A 20146-nucleotide genomic window follows, 5' to 3' on the forward strand; every position below is an offset into this window, starting at 1 on the left:
AAAAACAAAAACAAGCAAGCATGCTTGTTTTATCGATCCGACCCCACTAGCGTCGCCGTCATGCGCCTCACCGACGAGCACATCGCCTTCCGCTCCAGCGTCCGCTCCTTCGTGGAGACCGAGATCGATCCGCACGTCGAGGAGTGGGAGGCGGCGGGGATCTTCCCGGCGCACGAGCTCTTCCCCAAGGCGGCCAAGCTCGGCCTCCTCGGCCTCGAGCGCGACCCGGAGTACGGGGGAGAGGGCGCCGACCACTCCTTCCAGATGGTCGCGGCGGAGGAGTTCGGGCGATCCGACGCCGCCGGGGTCGCCATGGCGATCGGGGTCCAGTCGATGATGGCGACGCCGTCGCTCGCGACCTTCGGCACCGATGAGCTCAAGCGCGCCCACCTGGCGCCCGCGCTCGCCGGCGAGCAGGTCGCCGCGATCGCCGTGACCGAGCCCGACACCGGCTCCGACGTCTCCCGGCTGCGCACCCGCGCCGTCCGCGACGGCGACGACTGGGTCATCACCGGCCGCAAGATGTTCATCACCAACGGCACCCAGGCCGACTGGCTCTGCCTGCTCGCCCGCACCTCCGACGAGGGCGGCTATCGCGGCATGTCGCAGATCATCGTGCCGACCGACTCGCCCGGCTTCTCCGTCGCCAAGCGACTCGACAAGCTCGGCAACCGCTGCTCCGACACCGCCGAGCTCGCGCTCGACGAGGTGCGGGTGCCCGTGAGCAACACGATCGGCGAGATCGGGCGTGGCTTCCAGCAGCAGATGCAGCAGTTCATCGTCGAGCGGATGTGGGCCGCCTACTCGACCTTCGGCGGCTGCGAGCGGGCGCTGGAGCGCACCCGCCGCTACGTCAGCGAGCGCGAGGTCTTCGGGCAGTCGCTCGCCTCCAAGCAGGCCGTCGCCTTCCGCCTCACCGAGCTGCAGGCGCAGGTCGAGCTGCTGCGCAACCACAACATGGCCGTGTGCGAGGCGCACATGGCCGGCGAGGACATCACCCGCGGCGCGAGCGTCGCCAAGCTGACGGCCGGCCGGCTGGCCCGCGAGGTCGCCGACGCGTGCATCCAGTTCCACGGCGGCATGGGCTACATGGAGGAGACCTGGACCGCGCGCTACTTCCGGGACACCCGCCTCGGGTCGATCGGTGGCGGCGCCGACGAGGTCATGCTCCAGGTGCTCGCCCGCCTCGACGGACTGCCGGCCTGACCCCCTTCGCCTCCCGCCCCGACAACGACGTCACCCAAGGAGCCCACCATGACCCGCACCCTCGCCGGCCGCACGATCCTCATGTCCGGCGGCAGCCGCGGCATCGGCCTGGCCATCGCCCTGCGCGCCGCCCGTGACGGGGCCAACGTGGCCATCGTCGCCAAGACCGACACCCCGCACCCGAAGCTCGAGGGCACCATCCACACCGCCGCCGCGGCCATCGAGGAGGCGGGCGGCCAGGCCCTCGCCGTCCTCGGCGACGTCAGGTCCGAGGAGTCGGTGCAGGAGGCGGTGGCACGCACCGTCGAGCGCTTCGGCGGGATCGACGTCGTCGTCAACAACGCGAGCGCCATCGACCTGTCCTCGACCGAGGACCTGCCTGTGAAGAAGTACGACCTCATGCAGGACATCAACTGCCGCGGGTCCTTCCTGCTGGCCAAGACCGCGCTGCCGAACCTGCGGGAGTCCGAGGCCGCCCACGTGCTCACCCTGTCGCCGCCGATCAACCTCGCGCCGTACTGGGCCGGGCGGCACCTCGGCTACACGATCGCCAAGTACGGCATGAGCCTCGTGACCCTCGGCCTCGCGGAGGAGTGGCGCGAGCTCGGCATCGCGGCCAACAGCCTGTGGCCGCGCACGACGATCGCCACCGCGGCGGTGCGCAACCTCCTCGGCGGCGAGGAGGTCGTCGCCCGCAGCCGGACGCCGGAGATCATGGCCGACGCCGCCCACGCCGTGCTCACCCGCGACCCGCGCGAGTGCACCGGCAACTTCCTCATCGACGACGAGGTCCTGGCGCAGGAGGGCGTCACCGACCTGTCGCCCTACGGCGGCCAGGACCTCGAGCTCGACCTCTTCCTCGACGCCTGACCACGCGAACCGACCCGTCCCACCGCAGCTGATCCCCCTTCGTGCAAAGGAGCACGCCCATGCAGCCCGACGTCTCCCTCGTGGACCCCCTCGAGTACAACCTCGCCACGCGCAACAACGCCGGTGACGCGATCATCCGCACCGCCGCTCTCTTCCCGGACCGGATCGCAATCATCGACGGTGACCGGCAGATCAGCTACCGGGAGCTCGCCGAGATGATCGACCGTCTCGGTCACGCCCTCCTCGGTCTGGGGCTCGAGCCGGGCACCCCGGTCGGCCTGACGATGATGAACTCGTGGCGCGTCCTGGTGGCGTACTTCGCCTGTGCCCGGGCGGGGCTCGTGTGCATGCCGCTGAACTTCCTGCTCGGCGCCGACGACCAGGCGTGGATCCTGCAGGACTCGCAGCCCTCCGCGATCATCACGGACTCGGCCTTCCGCCAGCTGCACGACCAGCTGCTGCCGGGGGTCGCGTCGATCCAGCACGTCGTCGTCTCGGACGAGGACGCCCCGGAGCCGATCGCCGGCCTGCCCACGCACGGGTGGCAGGGGCTCGTCGAGGGAGCGCCCGACGGCCCGCTGGCGGTGCTCGTCGACGACCGCGCGGCGGTGCAGTGCCTCTACACCTCGGGCACGACGTCCCGACCCAAGGGAGTGCTCGTCAGCCACAACTCCCTCGTCACGGCGCTGCTGTCCAATGCCCTCGCCACGCGCCAGTCCTGGGGACCCAACCCGACCCGGATGCTCGTCGTGCTGCCGATGTTCCACGTCACGGCGCTCAACACGCTGAGCATGCCGACCCTGCTCATGGGCGGCACCGTGCTGCTCGTCGGCATGGCCTTCGACCCGGTGCGCAGCCTCGACGCCATGGAGCAGCACCGCGCGACGCACACGATGATGCTGCCCCTCATGCACCGGGCGTGCGTGGCCGAGCAGGCCAACCGGGCGCGTGACCTCACGTCCGTGACGACCGCGATCTACGCCATGGCGCCGATGCCGGCCGAGCTGCTCGACGCCGTCGACGAGCTGTACCCCGAGGCCGACGTCATCCTCGGCTCGGGTCAGACCGAGGTCGTCCCCGCGACGGTCATGCAGTGGCCCGAGCACCGCCGCAGCGCGCCCGATTCGTGGGGGCCGCAGGTGCCGACCGTCCACGTGCGGACCATGGCCCCGGACGGGGAGCTGCAGGGTCCGGGCGGCACGGGCGAGATCGTCTACCGCGGCCCCAACGTCCAGCTCGGCTACTGGAACAACCCGCAGGCCAACGCGGAGGCCTTCGCACACGGGTGGTTCCACTCCGGCGACATCGGGCACGTCGACGAGCAGGGCGTCGTATGGTTCACCGACCGGCTCAAGGACATCATCAAGTCCGGTGGTGAAAACGTCTCGTCCGTCGCCGTCGAGGCCGTCGTCCTCGGGACACCGGGGGTGGCGGAGTGCGTCGTCGTCGGCGTCCCGCACGAGAAGTGGGGCGAGGCCGTGTGCGCCGTCGTCGTCGCCGACGGCACGGTGCCTGCGGAGCAGCTCGAAGCGGCGGTGGTGTCGCGCGCCAAGGAGCGGCTGGCCGGGTTCCAGGTCCCCAAGGAGGTGCGCGTCGTCGACGAGCTGCCCAAGACGGCGACCGGCAAGATCCTCAAGAAGGTCGTGCGCGACAGCCTGGGCTGAGCGCGGCTCCGTCGGCGGTCGACGGCCTCGACGTGCCTGCTAGCGGGCTGTCGTCCAGGGCAGCTCGGGCAGGCCGTCGGGGACCGTCAGCGGGAAGTCGGGGGCGCGCTTCTCGAGGAAGGACCTGACCCCCTCCACCGCGTCGGCGTGCGTCCCGAGCGAGGCGATCAGCCCGGAGTCGATCCGGTGCGTGAGGTCGGGGGAGTCGGTGCCGCTCAGGCGGGCGAGCATCTGCCGGATGACGGCGACGGAGACCGGGGCCGTGTGGTCACGGATCTCCCGGGCCAGGTCGAGCGCGGCGTCGAGGACCTCCTCGGGTGCGTGCACGGAGGTCAGCAGCCCCGCGGCCAGCGCCTCCTCGGCGCCGAAGAGGCGCCCGGTGATCAGCCAGTCCTGGGCCTTGGTGCGACCGACGAGCTGGGGCAGGTACCAGACCGATGCGCCCTCGGGGAAGATCCCGCGGCGGGCGAAGACGAGGCCGAACGTCGAGTCGGTCGCGCCGAGACGGAAGTCCGCCGACAGCGTGATCGTCAGTCCGCCGCCGACGGCGGCCCCGCGCATCGCCGCGATGACCGGGGTGTTCATCTCGTTGATCGTCTTCGACGCGCGTCCGGCCGGCTCCTGCCACGAACCGGAGTCACTCCCTTCGTCCGCGACGTCGAAGCCACCGCTCGACAGGTCGGCGCCGACGCAGAAGTCCCGGCCCGACCCGGTGAGGATCACGACCCGCACCTCGGGGTCGGCGTCCGCGGCGAGGAGTGCCTGCTCGTACTCCTGGGCCATCCGCGAGGTGATGGCATTGCGCGCCTGCGGCCGGTTGAGCGTGATGGTCGCGATCCGCTCGTCGACGGCGTAGGTGATCTCGGTGTAGGAGGCGCTCATGCGCTCAGACTAGACACGGCGCCGGGGTCAGCGAAGGGGGGAGCGCAGGACCTGCCAGGCGACCTCGGTCAGCATCCGTGAGTAGGCCTCACGACCCAGGCCGCTGCGGAAGTACACCGAGGAGTGGATCGCCCCGATCGCCGCCTGGACGAGCGCGCGGGCCCGCACGTCCTCCAGCTCCGGCCGGATCTCGACGAGCACCCCCACCCAGTCGGAGATGTAGCGCCGCTGCAGGCGGCGGAGTCGACGGACGGTCTCCTCGGGGAGCGCGGTCACCTCCGTGCGGTAGAGGCGAACGGCGAACCGGTCGTCGAGGCAGTAGTCGACCTGGGTGCCGATGAGCGCGTCGAGCGTCTCCTCGGGAGGCCGCTCGTCGTCGCGGAGGATCGCCTCGGCCCGCTCCAGCAGTGCGCTGAGGGAGCGGTCCAGGACGGCGCTGAGCACGGCGACCTTCCCGTCGAAGTGGCGGTAGACGCCCGACCCGACGATGCCGGCCTCCCGGCCGATGTCGGCCAGGCTCACCTCGTGGAACCCGCGCGTCGCGAAGAGCGTCTCGGCGGCCGTGAGGATCTTTTCCGCGCGCTCGGGGTCGCGTACACGGGCGGGGGAGCTGTCTCGCGGCACGACCTCACCGTACCCGCGAGGGCCACCCTTGACCCCGGTAGTGAATGGCGATTTACTAAATGGCATCACGACGGAGTGAGAGAGGACAGGCATGGACGACGGCATCGGCTCCTGGCCGACCAAGCACGCGAGTCGCACCCCCGAGCGGGTGGCCCTCATCGACGGCGACACGGGGGCCGAGCTCACGTGGGCTGATCTCGAGGCTCGGACCAACGCGCTCGCCGCCGCCCTGCGCAGCAAGGGTGTCCGCAAGGGTGATCGGGTCGCCTTCTGCTGCTTCAACAGCCCGCACGTGCTCGAGATCATCTTCGCCGTCGCCAAGGTCGGAGCGGTGACCGTGGCCCTCAACTTCCGGCTCTCGGCGCCCGAGCTCAACTACGTGCTCACCGACTCCGCCACCACGTACGTCTTCGCGTCGACGCAGGTCATCGAGACCGTGCGGGAAGCCTGCGAGGGGACCGTCGTCCGGGAGGTCACCGAGGTGACCACGGCGCAGGCCCGTCGCGACGGGGCGCCGTCCGCCTACGAGGACCTCATCGCCGAGCACCCGAGCGAGCGCGTCGTCACGGTGATCGACGAGGACGACCTCTCGATGCTCATGTACACCTCGGGGACGACCGGGTTCCCCAAGGGCGCGATGCTCACCCACGGCAACCACCTGTGGAACGCGATCAACAACGTCGCCTTCTCCGAGGGGCTCACCCCGCGCGACGTCACGCTCATCATGGCTCCCCTCTTCCACATCGGGGCCCTGGGCATCTTCACGCTCCCGCTCGCCTACCTCGGCGGGACGTCGATCGTCTACGAGACCTTCAGCCCGGAGGGATGGCTCGACGGCGTCGAGCAGCACCGCCCGACGATGGGCTTCCTCGTCCCCGCGATGTGGGGGTCGGTCATCGCGGCGGGCCTCGACGGCCGGGACCTGTCCTCCCTTCGGTATGCACTCTCGGGCGGTGCGCCCTGCCCACTCACCTTCATCCAGGCCGTGCAGGACCACGGGGTCGCGTTCATAGAGGGCTTCGGCCTGACCGAGACCGCCCCCTTCGCCTGCGTCCTCGGGCCGGACGAGACGGTCACCCACGCCGGGTCGGTGGGCAAGCCGGTGCTGCACGACGAGCTGCGCATCGTCGACGAGGCCGACCAGGACGTCGCCCCCGGCGAGGTCGGCGAGCTGCTCGTCAAGGGGCCCAACGTCTTCCACGGCTACTGGGAGAAGCCGGAGGCCACGGCCGAGGCCCTGCGCGGTGGGTGGTTCCACACCGGCGACCTGGCCCGCTGCGATGAGGAGGGCTACTACCACATCGTCGACCGGAAGAAGGACATGGTCATCACGGGTGGCGAAAACGTCTACCCGTCCGAGATCGAGCAGACCATCTACCAGCACCCGGCCGTCGCCGAGGCGGCCGTCATCGGCGTCCCCAGCGACCGGTGGGGCGAGGCCGTCACGGCGGTGGTGGCCCTGCGGCCCGGCGCGGAGCTGACCGAGGACGAGCTCATCGCGTGGATGCGCGAGCGGCAGGCCGGCTTCAAGGTCCCCAAGGCGGTCCACTTCGTCGACGCGCTCCCGCGCACGGCCACGGGCAAGGTCCTCAAGCGTGAGCTGCGGACCACGTGGGCCGACGGTCAGATCGTGCGGCGCTGAGCGGCGTCGTCCTCACTCGAGGTCGAGGGTGATGAACTTCGGCCGGTAGAGGGTCGGGTCCTGCGTCAGCTCGTCGAAGTCGAAGGTGTTGACGTTGTACGAGATGAGCAGTCGGCCCTCGGGCGAGATCTCGGGGTGGCCGTGCGCGTTGTACGTGAAGTGCTGGCCGCGCCCCGACTCGGGGGTCTCGTAGATCGTCTGCCGGTCGGTCCACGGTCCCTCGGGTGAGCAGGCGGTCCAGGCGTTGATCTTCGGGCTGAAGGGCGCCGAGGTGTCCGACGAGATCATCAGGTAGCCGTCCCGGTAGGGCGACACGCTCAGCTCGTTGGCCACCCCGTCGGACAGGCGGGCGCTGCGGGTGACGTCATCGGTCCAGCCGTCGGCGGTGCGGTACTCCCAGGTGCTCCGGTCGGTGAGCGAGCCCGCGGGGACGCGCGCCAGGTGCAGGTGCTTGGTCTCCTCGAGGTCCTCGATGCCGTAGACGTAGGTGTACGTGCTGGTCGTGAGCACGCCGGCTCCCCACGCGACGTCGTCCGCGCCGGGCCCCGGGTCGTCGATCGCGACCACCTCGAGATCGGGCAGCGAGACCCGGGCGATGGCGTTGTGGCTCCACTCGAAGCCCTCGCTGCCCACCTGGCGGGTCCGGGAGAGGAAGACGACGAGCTCATCACCCTGGACGGCCGCGTCCTGCACCCAGTAGTAGCTCCGCTCGTCAGGATCGGCGAAGTAGGACTCCGGCCCCTCGGAGGTCCGGGTGCTCAGGCGCCCGTCCTCGTCCTCGGCGACGAGGGCGTTGTGCACCATCGCCATGCCGGGCACGGGTGTGCCGTCGGTCGTCACCTGACCGATGAAGGAGTCGCTGAAGAGCCACACCGTGCGCCCGTCCGGCAGCTCCACGGAGTAGGTCGAGTCACCGGCGATCCACCCCGGTCCGAGGAGCTCGAAGCGCGCGTCGTCGCCCGGGCTCGGCGTGGCCCAGTCGAAGTCCGCGGTCAGGGCCTCGCAGGCCGGCTCCGGCCCGTCGTCGGTGCACGCCGCGAGCAGGCCGCCGCCGACGGCGAGCGCGACCAGGGCCGCGATCGCGCGGGTGCGTCGCATGCGGGCTCCTGCGGGTCGCTGGTGTCAGGACGAAGGGGGGACATCCCCCGCCCCATTGTGACCCGACGGTAGGGCGGCTGCTCGTCCGGTCGGGCCGAGTCCTGTGCCGTGCGGCGCAGCAGGCCTACAACCAGCCGCGGTCCTGGGCGTGCCGGGCCGCCTCGACGCGGTTGCTCGTGCCGGTCTTGCCGATCGCCGAGGACAGGTGGTTGCGCACGGTGCCGGGGGAGAGGTGCACGCGCCGGGCGATCTCCGCGGCGGAGTGACCGTCGAGGGCGACGACGAGCACCTCGCGCTCGCGATCGGTCAGCGGGTTGGGCCCGCCGACGACCACCTCGGTGGCCAGCGCGGGGTCGACGACGCGACCACCTCGCGCGACGGTGCGCACGGCTTCGGCGAGCTCGTCGGAGGGTGTGTCCTTGACGACGTAGCCACTCGCGCCCGCCTCGAGAGCCCGCCGCAGGTAGCCGGGCCGACCGAACGTCGTCACGATGAGCACCCGTGTCGCCGGGAGCTGCCGGGTCAGCTCTGCCGCGGCAGAGATGCCGTCGAGGCCCGGCATCTCGATGTCGAGGACCGCCACGTCGGGGCGGGTGCGCAGGGCCTCCGGCACGACCGCGTCCCCCGACCCGACCTCGGCCACGACCTCGACGTCACCCTCGAGCCCGAGGAGCGCGGCCATGGCGCCGCGCACGAGCGCCTGGTCGTCGGCCAGCAGGACGGTGATCACGAGGTCTCCTCGGGGGCGGTGCCGCGGGTGGCAGGCGTGGCGGCCGGGTCGTCGGTGGCGCCCGGGCCGTGGGTGGTGGCCGGGCCGTCGGCGGCGGCCGGGCCGTGGGTGGACTCGAGCGGCGTCGGCCCGAGCTCCACGCGGACCCGGGTGCCCGGACCGGAGCCACCCGGGAGCCCGTCGCCGATCTCGATGCGGCCGCCCACCGCTGCCACCCGCTCGCGCAGGCCGGTCAGGCCGGAGCCCTCGCGCCGGCCGCGCAGGCCCCGGCCGTCGTCGGCGATCTCGAGCCAGGTGGGGCCCCAGTCGACCTCGACCCGCTGGGCACCGCTGTGCCGCACGACATTGGTCACCGACTCGCGCAGCACCCACGCGGCGGTGATCCGCGCACCCGGGTCGACGACGTCCGGGTCCGCCGGCAGGGTGGCCGCGATGCCGGCATCCCGCAGGGCGGTGGCCGCGGACTCCCGCTCCTCGGCCAGCCGCGCCACCCGCAGACCCGCGACGGTCGCGCGGATCTCGGCGAGCGACTGCCGGGTCAGCGACTGGATCTGGCGCACCTCGTCGCGCGCCCGGTCGGGGTCGATGTCGATGAGCCGCTCGGCGAGGTCGGCCTTGAGGGAGATGACGGTCAGCGAGTGGCCGAGCACGTCGTGGACGTCGCGAGCCACCCGGTCGCGCTCCGTCGACACCGCGAGGTCCCGCTGGAGCAGCTCCCGCGCGTAGTCACCGTCGGTGAGCACCCGCATCATCAGGCTGAAGGCGCTGACGAGCACCGGGATGGCGAGCAGGCCCCACAGCTCACCCAGGTCGTCGACCGCGGCGATGATCACCGCGGCGAAGACGAGGGAGCCGACGACCCCGGCCACCGCAGCCCGCTGGGTCCGGAAGGACCAGGCAGCCAGGGCACCCATGTAGGCCGTCGCCCCGAAGACCTGGGGGCCGATGAGCGACCCGACGACCACCACGATCACCGCCAGGCCGGCGAACCCGCCGTAGACGATGGCCCGGTCGCGGCCCGACCAGACCCGGCAACGCTGCGCCTGCTGCCCGCGCATGAAGGCCCAGAGGTAGATCACGGCGAAGAGCACCAGCAGACCGAGGTGCAGCCCCCGCAGGAGCGGTCGGCCGGCGGTCTGCTCGACGACGGCGATCACCGGGAACGCGAGGAAGACGAGCCAGATCGCCGCGAGGGTCCAGCCGTACCGCTCCCACGGGTTGTCGATCGGGGCGTCCTGCGGCGGACCGGTCACTGACGACCCCGGCTGCGCCGCACGAGGAGGACGGTCAGCGTCGCGAGGATGAGGGCCCACACGACCACGTTAGTCACCGGTACCCACAGGGCCTCGTGCACCACGTCGTCACCGGCGACGCCGTAGCCCTGCGTCAGCGGGTACCGGGCGAGCGAGACGAGACCGTAGAGCGGGGTGAACTTCGCGATCGTCAGCATGACGCCGGACAAGGGGATGAAGATGTTGCCCAGGAAGGCGAGGACCACGAGCGATCCACTCGCCGCCGAGACGGCCGACTCCGAACGGAAGACGAGGCCGAAGACGAGGCCGTACAGCGCGAAGATGATCGCGCCGGCCAGCACGATGACGGCGCTGTACAGCCAGACCTGCCAGTCCCCCTTCGCCCCGGTCGTGGCGCCGATCCCGTAGATCAGGGCGATCGGGATGCACGCGATGGTCAGGGCGACGACCGCCTTGGTCGCGACGTACGCCGCATCGCGAAGGGGGGTCAGCCCCAGCTGTCGTCCCCAGCCCTGCATGCGCTCGACCGCGGCGCTGCCACCGATGCCCACGGTCGCCGTCACGGCGCCGTAGACGGCCATCGAGATCATGATGTAGAGGGAGACGTTGCCTCGCCCGAGGTCCTCGTCACCGAAGGCCTGGCTCACGCCGAAGATCACGTACATGAAGGCGGGCAGGCCGGCGACGAAGAACAAGCCGACGTAGTCGCGGACGATGCGCTTGAGCTCGAGTCCGATGTACGTGGGGTTCATGACTGCTCCTGGGTGGTGGGCTCGCCGGTGATGGCGAGGAAGGCGGCGTCGAGCGATGCGGTCGTCACCTCGAGGTTGGTGCCGTCGAGCTCGGTGAGGAGGATCCGCGCGAGGCGGTCGGAGTCCTCGCCGACGACGCTGAGGCGATCACCCGTGACGGTCACGGACGAGGCCCCCGGCAGCCCGCGCAGGCGCTCGGCAGCGGCGTGGACATCCCCCCTGCGGATGTCCACGCTCACGGTCCGACCGCTCGCGCGGGCCCGGATCTCCTCGGTCGTCCCGTCGGCGACGACGCGGCCGCCGGCCATCATGACGATGCGGTCGGCGAAGTCGTCCGCCTCCTCGAGGTAGTGGGTGGCGAAGAGCACCGTCCGCCCCGCGCTCGCGTCGGTGTGCATCGTCCGCCAGAACTCCCGGCGCGTCGTGACGTCCATCCCGGCCGTCGGCTCGTCGAGCACGAGCAGGTCGGGGTCGGGGAGCAGGGCCAGCGCGAAGCGCAGCCGCTGCTGCTCGCCGCCGGAGAGCTTCGAGACGAGCCGGTCGGCCCGGCCGGCGAGGCCCGCCTGTTCGATCACCTCGTCGAGCGGGCGGTGCCGCGGGAAGGTCGAGGCGATCAACCGGACCGTCTCGCGGGCGGTGAGGTCGCGCAGGAGCCCGCCGGTCTGCAGGACGGCCGAGACCCTCCCTTCGTGCACGGCGGTCCGGGGCGCCGAGCCGAAGGCGGTGATCCGGCCAGCCGTCGGCTCGGTGAGCCCGAGGACCATGTCGAGGGTCGTCGTCTTGCCGGCGCCGTTGGGGCCGAGCAGGGCGACCACCTCTCCGGGGGTGATCGTCAGGTCGACGCCGCGGACGGCGTGGACGGTCTGCCCGCCGGAGCGGAAGCGCTTGGTGACCCCGTCGAGGCGGATGGCGTCGGTGACGGGTGGTGTCGCGGCCCGTGTCGGGCTGGTCGTGGTCATGGCCACAACCCTCGTCGCGAAGGGGGTGACCCGGCCATGCCCCGATGTCACGACTGCGCAATGACAGATGTCATGGGGGAGACAGGGCCGCCACGGTCGTCCATGATGGGGGAAGGGCCGGGTGCCCCGGCCCGGAGTCGAACCAGGAGGTTCCGCCATGGGCGCAGCAGTCGAGATCAGCACCGGGTCGATCGGTCCGGAGCACCTTGCGGGCAAGCGCGTGATGCTCGGCGGTGTCGAGCTGGGAGTCCTCGACGGGAGCGCGTCGACGGTGCGCTACGACATCTCGTCGGGCAAGCACGTGCTCTACCTCAAGGATGGTCTGACGACCTCGGGCGCCGTGGCCTTCCGCGTCCAGTCGGGTCACTGCGCGCAGGTGGTCATCAAGGACGCCGACGGCGGGATGTTCGCGGCCTTCTTCGGTGGGTGGTTCGCCCTCAAGCGCGCCGGCGACGTCCACCTGCCCCAGGGCGTCCCCGGCGCCGAGGAGATCAGCACCGACGACGTCCCCATCGGCGTCTGAGGCACACCGCGGTCGGCGGGGGTTGCCCGCCCGACCGCGTGGCACGATCGGGGCATGCAGGTCACCAGCGTGCGCGTCTACCCGGTCAAGTCCCTCGCGGGCATGGAGGTCGACTCCGCCCGCGTCGAGCCGTGGGGTCTCGAGGGCGACCGTCGCTGGGGTCTCGTCGACCCCGCCGGTGAGAAGGTCACCGCGCGCGAGGAAAGCGCCCTGCTCGGCATGCGGGCCGAGCAGGTCGACGAGGAGACCATCCGGATCCACTCCGGAGAGGAGAGCATCCTCGTCGACGTCCCGCTCGGCTTGCCACCGATCCCGGTGAGCCACTCGCGGCAGGGCTTTGCGGCGCCCGCTGACCAGGACGTCAGCGAATGGATCAGTGAGCGGGTCGGCCGTCCGCTGCGGCTGGTCTGGCAGGAGGACCCGCGCGTGCGCCGCGTCTCCGGTGCCCACGGCGGGCTCGAGGGGGACACGCTCTCGCTCGCCGACGCCGGACCGCTGCTGCTCACGTCGCAGGCCTCGCTGGCGCAGCTGCAGGTCTGGGTGGACGAGGTGGCCGCCGAGCTGGGAGGAGCACAGAGCGCGGGCGCGCGAACTGAGGACGGCGTGGCGGTGGGCCCACTCGACATGCTGCGCTTCCGCCCCAACGTCGTCATCGACGGTGACGAGCCCTTCGCCGAGGACGCCTGGCCGACCGTGCGGGTCGGCGAGGTCGAGTACCGCACCGCCGAGGTCTGCGACCGGTGCGTCATGGCGACGATCGACCCGGTCACGCTGACCACGGGCCCGGAGCCCACGCGCACCCTCTCCCGGCACCGGAAGTGGGACGGCAAGACCTGGTTCGGCACCCGGCTGGTGCCGCTCGGCCCCGGCGAGCTGCGGGTCGGGGACGAGGTCGTTCCCGGCGCGTGACGACGAGGGCGCCGGTGTCTACGTCCGCCGGTGGAACCTGATCGACACCGTCCCTCGCTCGCCTCGCGTGACCGAGTGTGACCACCGCATGTGCTGGTCGATCATCCGGTGATGGGTGCCGCACAGGGGTACGGCGTTGTCGAGGTCGGTCGACCCGCCGTGCTCCCAGGCTCTCAGGTGGTGCGTCTCGGTCCACGCGAACGGCCGGTCACACCCCTCGGCCGCGCAGCTGTCGTAGCGGCCGGCCAGGGCCATCCGCTGGTTGTCGGTGAAGAGCCTCGACTGTCGCCCGAGGTCGAGGGGCACCGAGTCGCTCCCGAGGACGATGGGGATGATGCCTGCCCCGCAGGCCAGCCGTCGGGCGGCGCCCGCGCTGATGTCCCCGTGGCAGTCGGTGCCAGCCACCTTGGTCCCGGTGGCCGCGCTCCCGGTGGCCGCGCTCCCGGGTGCCGTGTTTCCTGTGCTCCCGGTCCCTGTGCTCCCGGTCCCTGTGCTCCCGGTCCGGGGGCGACGGAAGGCGCTCCCTTCGGTCGCCAGGTCCTCCGCCCGCACGCTGACGATCAGGGTGGCCGCGACCTTGTGGTGCAGGTGGTCCGTCGGGAGGCGCAGCAGCAGGTCGGCGAACGCGAGCCCGCGACGGTGCTGCCAGTCCAGGGTGCGGTCCTTGGCCGATGGCGCATCGTGGCTCGGCGCACCGCTCTCACTCGCCGCACCGCTCGCACCCGCCGCGCTGCCGGTGCGACGACGCGGTGCGGTCATGGCGTCGATGACCTTCTTGAGGGCCGCCCCGGAGGCCCACGGCACCGTGAACCGGCCGGTCATCGTGCCGTCGTGGTTGTCCTTGATCCAGAAGGCGGCCTTCTCGAGCGCCCGCTCCTCCTCGCTGACGACGAGTTCCTGCTCGTGGTCGTCGACGACCGCTTCGTCGGGCTCGATCGCCTCGAGCACCCGGCGGGCCGCGCGACGCAGCTGGCTGGGGGAGCGGCCGACCGCGAGCCGCAACAGCTCGGCCTCGCACTCACGGCGCTGCTCGGGCGTGACGCCCTCCGGCAGGTCGTCGAGAGCGCGCAGGATCACCTTGGCGTGCGCGGCACTGATCGTGCCGGCGTCGAGCGCCGCGCTCGTGGCCGTCAATCGGGGGCCCCGGGAGGCGTCGGACCCGTCGCCCTGGCCCGGCTCACCCGGCGTCGAGTCGTCGTCGCCCGGATCGGCCTGACCAGTCGGGCCCGCGTCTCCATCCGGGCCTGCCTCGTCCGACGTGCCAGCCTCGCCGTTCGTGCCGTTCGTGCCGTTCGTGCCGTTCGTGCCGTCGTCCGGGCCGCTGCCGGTGCCGGTGGTGTCGCGGTCCGTTGCGCCCTCGCCACCGGGCTGCGCGGGCGTGTCCCCCAAGGCGTCGGCCAGGTCGGCATCACTGGCCGACGTGTGGCGGTCGCTGTCGGTCGCGCCCGCGAGCCACGACCCCGAGTCGGCGTGCCCTGCCCGTGTCGTCGCGCCCGTCTTGGTGGCGCGCGCGACCAGTCGCAGCTTGAGCGCGTCGACTCTCCGTGACAGTCGCTCGACCTCCGCGATCCGTGCCCGCAGGTCGCCGAGATCCGACCCGTCGGTCAGGGTGCCCAGCATCGCGTCGACCTGCGCGTGCGTGTGGCGCAGCAGCGCCTCGAGCGTGGGCGCCGCGAGTCGGATGGGCGTGCGCGGCCAGGCGACCTCGATGCGGTGCAACTGCTCCGCCATCGCCGCCTCAACCCCTGACACCGTTGCCATGACTCCAACCTAATCGAACACCAGTTCGAGGTCAACCCTCGCTGTGGACAATCGCTCCGACGCCGCTCCTGCGCGCGCCGCCGCCCTTCGTGACCATCCATCCCCATCCTGGACCGGCCCACCGACAGCCCTCCCAGGCCGCGGATCGCCGGGGTGGGACAGTGGGCCCGTGGCCCGCGAAGACGAGACCCTCACCCGCCTCCTGAGCGAAGGGGAGACCCCTCGCCCCGTCGAGGTGGTCACCTACGGCGACCTGCCCGACCAGGTCTACGAGCTCCACGAGCCCGCCGAGCTCCACGAGCCCGCCGAGCTCCATGAGCCCGCCGTGCCCCAGTCGCCCGTGCCCCAATCGCCCGTGCCCCAATCGCCCGTGCCCCAGTCACCGCCGACCCTCGTCGTCGTACACGGCGGCTACTTCCGACCGGCGGTCGACCGCACCCACGCCCGACCCCAGGCCCGTGCGCTCGCCGCAGCGGGTTGGCGGGTCGTGCTCGCCGAGTACCGCCGCGTCCCCGGCGACCCCGGGGCGAGCGCCGCCGACCTCACCGCCCTCGACACCCACCTGCGCGCCGGCGGTCACGACGTCGCCGCCTGGGTCGGGCACAGCGCCGGAGGAGCCCTGGTGCTCTGGCGCGCCACCGCACCACACCTGCCGCCGGCGCGAGCCGTCGCGCTGGCCCCGGTCGCCGACTTCGCCGCCGCCGTCGCCGAACGCCTCGGCTCCGACGCCGTCCGCGACTGGATGGGCGCCTCCCCGGACGACGACCCCGACCACTACGCCCGTCTCGACCCGACCCGGCTCCTTGCCGCCGATCCCGCTGCAGCGCAACGGATCACGGTCCTGCACGGTGACGAGGACGTGAGCGTCCCCCTTCGCCAGTCGGCGGGTCTCGAGCGCACGGTCCTGCGCGGCGCGGACCACTTCGACCTCATCGACCCGACCTCACCGCACTGGCCGGCCGTCGTCGACGCGATCAGTCGCGCAGCTGCGCCTCGATCATGACGAGCGCCTCGGCGACCTCGCCGTAGCTCGTGCTCAGGGGCGACAGGCCCATCCGGATCCCGTCCGGTTCGCGGAAGTCCGGCACGACGTCCTGCTCCCACAGCGTCCGGTACACCTCGCGGAACCGCGGGTGCGCAAGGGTCACGTGCCCGCCGCGCACCTCGTCGTCGAGCGGTGAGACGACGCGGACGCCGTGCGGCGCGAGCACCTCGTCGACGGCTTGGATGACGAAGCGCCCGAGACGGGCAGCCTTGTCGCGCACCGCATCCAGCCCCACGGACTCGATGAGGTCGACGGTGTCCTCGATGCCGACCATGCCGAGCACCGGGGGAGTGCCGGAGATGAACCCGCGCATCCCCGCGCCCGGCCGGTACCCCGGCCCCATGACGAAGGGGTCCGCGTGCCCCATCCACCCCTGGATCGGCTGGCGCAGCCGCTCCTGGTGGCGCGCCGCGACGTAGCCGAAGGCCGGCGCCCCCGGCCCGCCACCGAGGAACTTGTACGTGCACCCCACCGCGAGGTCGACACCGTGCGCGTCGAGGTCGCTGCGCACGACGCCGACGGAGTGGCACAGGTCCCACAGGACGAGCGCGCCGGCGTCGTGGGCGAGCCGGGTGATCTCGGGCAGGTCGGCGATCCAGGCCGACTTGTAGGCGACGTGGGAGAGCAGGACGACACCGGTGCGGTCGGTCAGGGCGCCGGCGACGAGATCGGGGGTGACCCCCTTCGCCGGGTCCGGCTCGAGCCAGACCAGCTGCGCGCCGGTCTCGGCCGCAATGCCTTCTGCCACATAGCGATCGGTGGGGAAGTTTTCGGTGTCGAGGATGATCTCGGGTCGCTCCGGACCGGCCGCGGCGACGGCTGCCCGCAGCAGCTTGTAGAGCATGACCGTGGTCGAGTCGCCGACGACCGTCTGGCCGGCGGCGGCGCCCAGGCAGACCTCGCCGATCCGGTCACCGAGCCGCAGCGGCAGCTCCATCCACTGCTCGTCCCACGACCGGATGAGCCGCGTGCCCCAGGCCCCGGCGACGAGGTCGGCGATCCGCTCCGCGGTGGCGCGAAGGGGGCGCCCCAGCGAGTTGCCGTCGAGATAGGCGACGAGCCCGGGGGAGGGCAGGTAGAGGTCCCGGGTGTGGCGCAGGGGATCCGCCGCGTCGAGCTGCGCGGCCCGGGCGCGCAGCTGCGCTGCTCCCGCACCGCTGCACGCTGCTCCCGCACCGCTGCCCACTGCTCCCGCACCGGTGCCCGCCGTCGCCCCGCTCATGCCCCGATCTCCGTCCGCACGGCGAAGAGCTCGGGGAAGAAGGTCAGGTCGAGCGCCCGCTGGAGGAACCCGACGCCGGAGGAGCCGCCGGTGCCCGTCTTCATCCCGATGGTGCGCTGCACGGTCTTGAGGTGGCGGAAGCGCCACAGCTGGAAGTTGTCCTCGAGGTCGACGAGCTCCTCGCAGGCCTCGTAGACGTCCCAGTGCTGCTCGGCGTCGCGGTAGATGTCGGTGAGCACTCGCGTCAGCTCGGGGTCGAGCACGTGGGCCGTGGTGACGTCGCGCTCCAGCACGCGCTGCGGGATCGGGTAGCCGCGGCGGGAGAGGTACCGCAGGAACTCGTCGTAGAGGCTCGGCGCCTCGAGCAGCTCGCTGAGCACGGCGTGCGCCTCGGGGTCGCTGGCATGGACCGGGAGCATGCCGGCGTGCTTGTTGCCGAGGGCGAACTCGACCGCGCGATACTGCCAGGACTGGAAGCCCGACGCGTGCCCGAGGAAGGGCCGGAACTCCTGGTACTCCGTCGGCGTGAGGGTCGCGAGCACGGACCACTGGTCGGTGAGGGTGCGCTGGATGTGCTTGACCCGGGCGATCCGCTTGAGTGCCATGCGCATCTCGTCCTCGGCGAGGAGCGCCATCGCCGAGCGGGTCTCGTGGAGCACGAGCTTGAGCCAGAGCTCGGAGGTCTGGTGCTGGACGATGAAGAGCATCTCGTCGTGGTGCTCGCTCATCGGTCGTTGCGCGTCGAGCAGGGTGTCGAGGGCCAGGTAGGACCCGTAGGACATCTCCTCCCGGAAGTCGCGGTGGACGCCTGCTTCGATGTCACGTGTGTTGCCGGTCACCGGCCCAACGGTACGGCCTCGTCGTGCGTGGCCGTGGCGCGTCGCCGCCCCACGTGGCCGCCCCACGTGCCTTCCCCGGTCAGGCCGCGCCCTCGACCTCCGGGAGCCGCCTCGACGAGAGGACGCCGAGCACCCCGAGCCCGGCGAGGAAGAGCAGCGCCCACACGATGCCCAGCCCGGCGATGGCCGAGGTGATCGCACCGACGACCAGCAGCACCAGACCCATCGCGGAGTTGGAGACGGCGACATAGGTCGTCCGCTGGTCGCCGTCGGCGATGTCGACGACATAGGTCTTGCGTCCGACGCGCACGCCCGTGTGCAGCATCGTCACGAGGAAGTAGGCGCCGACGAAGATCGCGTAGGTGAGCAGGCTGTCGCCGGCCAGGTCGAGAGCGGTGTCGACCACGACGAGGGCCACGAGGACGAGTGAGGCCAGGGCAGCGCCCAGCATCATGAGTCGGCGACTGGAGCGGTCGGCCATCCGGCCGAAGACCCGGCCGCCGAGCAGCGCCGCCAGACCCGACGCGATGATGAAGCCGCCGAGCCCGGTGAGCGCCGGCGCCCCCGCCTGCACGGCCATGGTGACGATGAAGGGCGGGCTGAGCGAGGAGACGAGCAGGAAGCTGCGGACGGTGACGAAGTTGCGGAAGGTCGCGTCCTCCCGCAGCAGGGTGATCGTCTCGGCGAACCAGCTCTGCCCCTCGTCTGCCTCGTCACTGTCCGGTCCCTGAGGAGGCGCGCCAGCGCCGTCTCGAAGGGTCACCGGCTCGCGGATGCTCGCCCACACGCCGGCGACGGCGACCCAGAGCGCGGCCCCGAGACCGAGGATCGCGGCGAGGGTCTGGGCGTCAAGCCCCTCGCCGAGGGCGCGCACGGCGAGACCGAGGGTGATGGCGACGAGTCCGGAGGCGGTCGTGGCGAGGCCGTTGATCTGGCCGCGCTCTCCCTTCGGCACGACCCTCGCCTGCACGTCCTTGGAGGCGATCGAGGTGAGGCACCGGCCCAGGGAGAAGACGGCGAGCGCCGCGAGGATCACCAGACCGGCGACGACCCCGCTGCCGACGGCTGCGGTGATGGCCATGACGGCCACGGCCGCGGCCTGGACGAGCGCGCCGGCGACGTTGACGAGCTTGCGCCGGCGGACCCGGACGACGAAGGGGGTGAGGAAGGCCTGCGGGAGCATCGAGCCCGACTCGCGGATCGGGACCAGGGCACCGGTGAGCGCCGCCGGCACACCGATCGCGTGGAAGAGCCACGGCAGGACCGTCGACGCGCTGACCGTCTGGTCGCCGGAGGACTGGAGCGCGTTGGCCCCGATGAGGCGAAGGGAGTTGCGCGGCACGTCGCGCCGCACCGGCTCCGGCAGGGCCGCCTCGGCGTCGAGGTCGCGCGTGATGAGGCGCGCGTGGATGCGCTCGGTCGTCGTCACGGCGTCAATGTAGACGCACCCGCCCCGGCGTCGTGGGTCGAGGTGCCAGCGACCGCATAGGCGGTCGCTCACACCTCCACCCAGCGAGCTGTCCGTTGCCCGGTGGCTGAGGTGCGAGGCCGCCCGCGTTGCCCGGTGGCTGAGGTGCGAGGCCGCCCGCGGCCGAAGCCTCGAAGCCCCCTGTGGACAACTCGACGTACGAACCCCAGCGATTTCTCTACTGTGGATGGTCGAGCGAGGGCCCGGCGACGGGTCCGAGGGAGGAGGCGCGTGCGATCCGTTCGACGACCTGCTGCCCTGATAGCCGCCATGACCTTGGCCATCGGTGGCCTGTCCGCCTGCGGTGATGACGAGCCTGACGGCGACGGGTCGAGCAGCTCGAGCACCGTCAAGCCCCTGGAGCCCTCGAGTTCCTCGAGCAGCAGCTCGTCGTCGAGCTCCGGGTCGAGCTCGTCGTCCTCCAGCGCGAAGGGGGACCCTCCCGAGGTCCCGGCAGAGGCCAAGGAGCACACCGACGAGGGCGCGACGGCGTTTGCCAGGTACTACTGGAGCGAGGGAGGCGAGGCTGGTCGGCCAGTACCGCGTCAACGGCGGCGGTTGGCAGGACCTCGGTGCCGTGGCCGACCTGCAGGACGAGCCGGTGACCGAGCTCGAGGTCCTCGGGACGCGCACCCGGCTCGTCAGCTGATCGGAGGCGTCCGGCCGTCACCGCCCGACCGCGCAGGTAGAGGTGATGGC

At 71.8% G+C, this 20146-nt stretch carries 19 protein-coding genes; 8 read left to right on the forward strand and 11 right to left on the reverse strand.

Annotated elements, in window-relative coordinates; all coding sequences use genetic code 11:
* Window positions 1-60: 60 nt before the first annotated feature.
* Genes NYE39_RS00295 through NYE39_RS00305 form a run of 3 tightly spaced genes read left to right on the forward strand, consistent with a single transcriptional unit; the run spans window position 61 to window position 3740 of the window.
* A complete protein-coding gene (locus tag NYE39_RS00295) occupies window positions 61-1206 on the forward strand; it encodes an acyl-CoA dehydrogenase family protein (RefSeq protein WP_192911807.1) in 1146 nt (381 codons plus the stop codon).
* Between the two features lie 48 nt (window positions 1207-1254).
* Window positions 1255-2076, forward strand: a complete 822-nt coding sequence (locus NYE39_RS00300; RefSeq protein ID WP_192911808.1) for an SDR family oxidoreductase — start codon at window positions 1255-1257, stop codon at window positions 2074-2076.
* A gap of 59 nt (window positions 2077-2135) precedes the next feature.
* Entirely contained in the window at window positions 2136-3740 is a 1605-nt protein-coding gene (locus NYE39_RS00305) for a class I adenylate-forming enzyme family protein (RefSeq protein ID WP_192911809.1), read from the forward strand.
* Window positions 3741-3779: 39 nt separating this feature from the next.
* Here NYE39_RS00305 and NYE39_RS00310 read toward each other — a convergent pair whose 3' ends face one another.
* Together NYE39_RS00310 and NYE39_RS00315 are read right to left on the reverse strand one after the other, a co-directional pair.
* Window positions 3780-4622 (reverse strand): enoyl-CoA hydratase-related protein, encoded by an 843-nt coding sequence (locus NYE39_RS00310; protein WP_192911810.1) that lies wholly within the window; start codon window positions 4620-4622, stop codon window positions 3780-3782.
* A 27-nt stretch (window positions 4623-4649) separates the two neighbouring features.
* Window positions 4650-5246, reverse strand: coding sequence for a TetR/AcrR family transcriptional regulator (locus NYE39_RS00315; protein ID WP_226283068.1), 597 nt, complete (start codon window positions 5244-5246; stop codon window positions 4650-4652).
* Between the two features lie 91 nt (window positions 5247-5337).
* On the opposite strand from NYE39_RS00315, the gene NYE39_RS00320 reads away from it, so the two are divergent.
* Window positions 5338-6888, forward strand: a complete 1551-nt coding sequence (locus NYE39_RS00320) for an acyl-CoA synthetase (protein ID WP_341011552.1) — start codon at window positions 5338-5340, stop codon at window positions 6886-6888.
* A gap of 12 nt (window positions 6889-6900) precedes the next feature.
* Here NYE39_RS00320 and NYE39_RS00325 read toward each other — a convergent pair whose 3' ends face one another.
* From NYE39_RS00325 to NYE39_RS00345, 5 genes are all read right to left on the reverse strand, one after another.
* On the reverse strand, window positions 6901-7986 hold the full coding sequence (locus NYE39_RS00325; protein WP_192911813.1) for a DUF4185 domain-containing protein: 1086 nt from the start codon (window positions 7984-7986) through the stop codon (window positions 6901-6903).
* Between the two features lie 124 nt (window positions 7987-8110).
* Window positions 8111-8716 carry a response regulator transcription factor gene (locus NYE39_RS00330; RefSeq protein WP_192911814.1) on the reverse strand — a complete coding sequence of 202 codons (606 nt, stop codon included), beginning with the start codon at window positions 8714-8716 and terminating at the stop codon, window positions 8111-8113.
* Window positions 8713-9969 (reverse strand): sensor histidine kinase, encoded by a 1257-nt coding sequence (locus NYE39_RS00335; RefSeq protein WP_192911815.1) that lies wholly within the window; start codon window positions 9967-9969, stop codon window positions 8713-8715. Before NYE39_RS00335 ends, NYE39_RS00330 begins: the two co-directional genes overlap by 4 nt.
* On the reverse strand, window positions 9966-10721 hold the full coding sequence (locus NYE39_RS00340) for an ABC transporter permease (protein WP_192911816.1): 756 nt from the start codon (window positions 10719-10721) through the stop codon (window positions 9966-9968). Before NYE39_RS00340 ends, NYE39_RS00335 begins: the two co-directional genes overlap by 4 nt.
* Window positions 10718-11680, reverse strand: coding sequence for an ABC transporter ATP-binding protein (locus NYE39_RS00345; RefSeq protein ID WP_192911817.1), 963 nt, complete (start codon window positions 11678-11680; stop codon window positions 10718-10720). The genes NYE39_RS00340 and NYE39_RS00345 overlap by 4 nt, the downstream gene beginning before the upstream one ends.
* Window positions 11681-11837: 157 nt before the next feature.
* On the opposite strand from NYE39_RS00345, the gene NYE39_RS00350 reads away from it, so the two are divergent.
* Window positions 11838-12203, forward strand: a complete 366-nt coding sequence (locus tag NYE39_RS00350; protein WP_192911818.1) for a hypothetical protein — start codon at window positions 11838-11840, stop codon at window positions 12201-12203.
* Between the two features lie 54 nt (window positions 12204-12257).
* Window positions 12258-13112, forward strand: coding sequence for an MOSC domain-containing protein (locus tag NYE39_RS00355; protein ID WP_192911819.1), 855 nt, complete (start codon window positions 12258-12260; stop codon window positions 13110-13112).
* Between the two features lie 18 nt (window positions 13113-13130).
* Here NYE39_RS00355 and NYE39_RS00360 read toward each other — a convergent pair whose 3' ends face one another.
* The gene (locus NYE39_RS00360; protein ID WP_192911820.1) at window positions 13131-14873 is read right to left on the reverse strand and encodes an HNH endonuclease signature motif containing protein; all 1743 of its coding nucleotides are present in this window, start codon (window positions 14871-14873) and stop codon (window positions 13131-13133) included.
* 169 nt (window positions 14874-15042) lie between these two features.
* Between NYE39_RS00360 and NYE39_RS00365 the strand changes: the two genes are divergently transcribed.
* Window positions 15043-15876 carry an alpha/beta hydrolase family protein gene (locus tag NYE39_RS00365; protein ID WP_192911821.1) on the forward strand — a complete coding sequence of 278 codons (834 nt, stop codon included), beginning with the start codon at window positions 15043-15045 and terminating at the stop codon, window positions 15874-15876.
* Here the strand turns inward: NYE39_RS00365 and NYE39_RS00370 are convergent.
* The 3 genes from NYE39_RS00370 to NYE39_RS00380 form a co-directional block, all read right to left on the reverse strand.
* Entirely contained in the window at window positions 15848-17140 is a 1293-nt protein-coding gene (locus NYE39_RS00370) for a kynureninase (protein WP_192911822.1), read from the reverse strand. The genes NYE39_RS00365 and NYE39_RS00370 overlap by 29 nt on opposite strands.
* The gene (kynA, locus tag NYE39_RS00375; RefSeq protein ID WP_192911823.1) at window positions 17137-17979 is read right to left on the reverse strand and encodes a tryptophan 2,3-dioxygenase; all 843 of its coding nucleotides are present in this window, start codon (window positions 17977-17979) and stop codon (window positions 17137-17139) included. Before kynA ends, NYE39_RS00370 begins: the two co-directional genes overlap by 4 nt.
* Before the next feature lie 79 nt (window positions 17980-18058).
* On the reverse strand, window positions 18059-19408 hold the full coding sequence (locus NYE39_RS00380) for an MFS transporter (RefSeq protein ID WP_192911824.1): 1350 nt from the start codon (window positions 19406-19408) through the stop codon (window positions 18059-18061).
* Window positions 19409-19940: 532 nt separating this feature from the next.
* On the opposite strand from NYE39_RS00380, the gene NYE39_RS00385 reads away from it, so the two are divergent.
* Entirely contained in the window at window positions 19941-20096 is a 156-nt protein-coding gene (locus tag NYE39_RS00385) for a hypothetical protein (RefSeq protein ID WP_192912353.1), read from the forward strand.
* The last annotated feature ends 50 nt before the right edge of the window (window positions 20097-20146 follow it).

Source organism: Janibacter sp. FSL W8-0316, assembly GCF_038004165.1.
In the GTDB taxonomy this organism is placed as follows: domain Bacteria; phylum Actinomycetota; class Actinomycetes; order Actinomycetales; family Dermatophilaceae; genus Janibacter; species Janibacter indicus.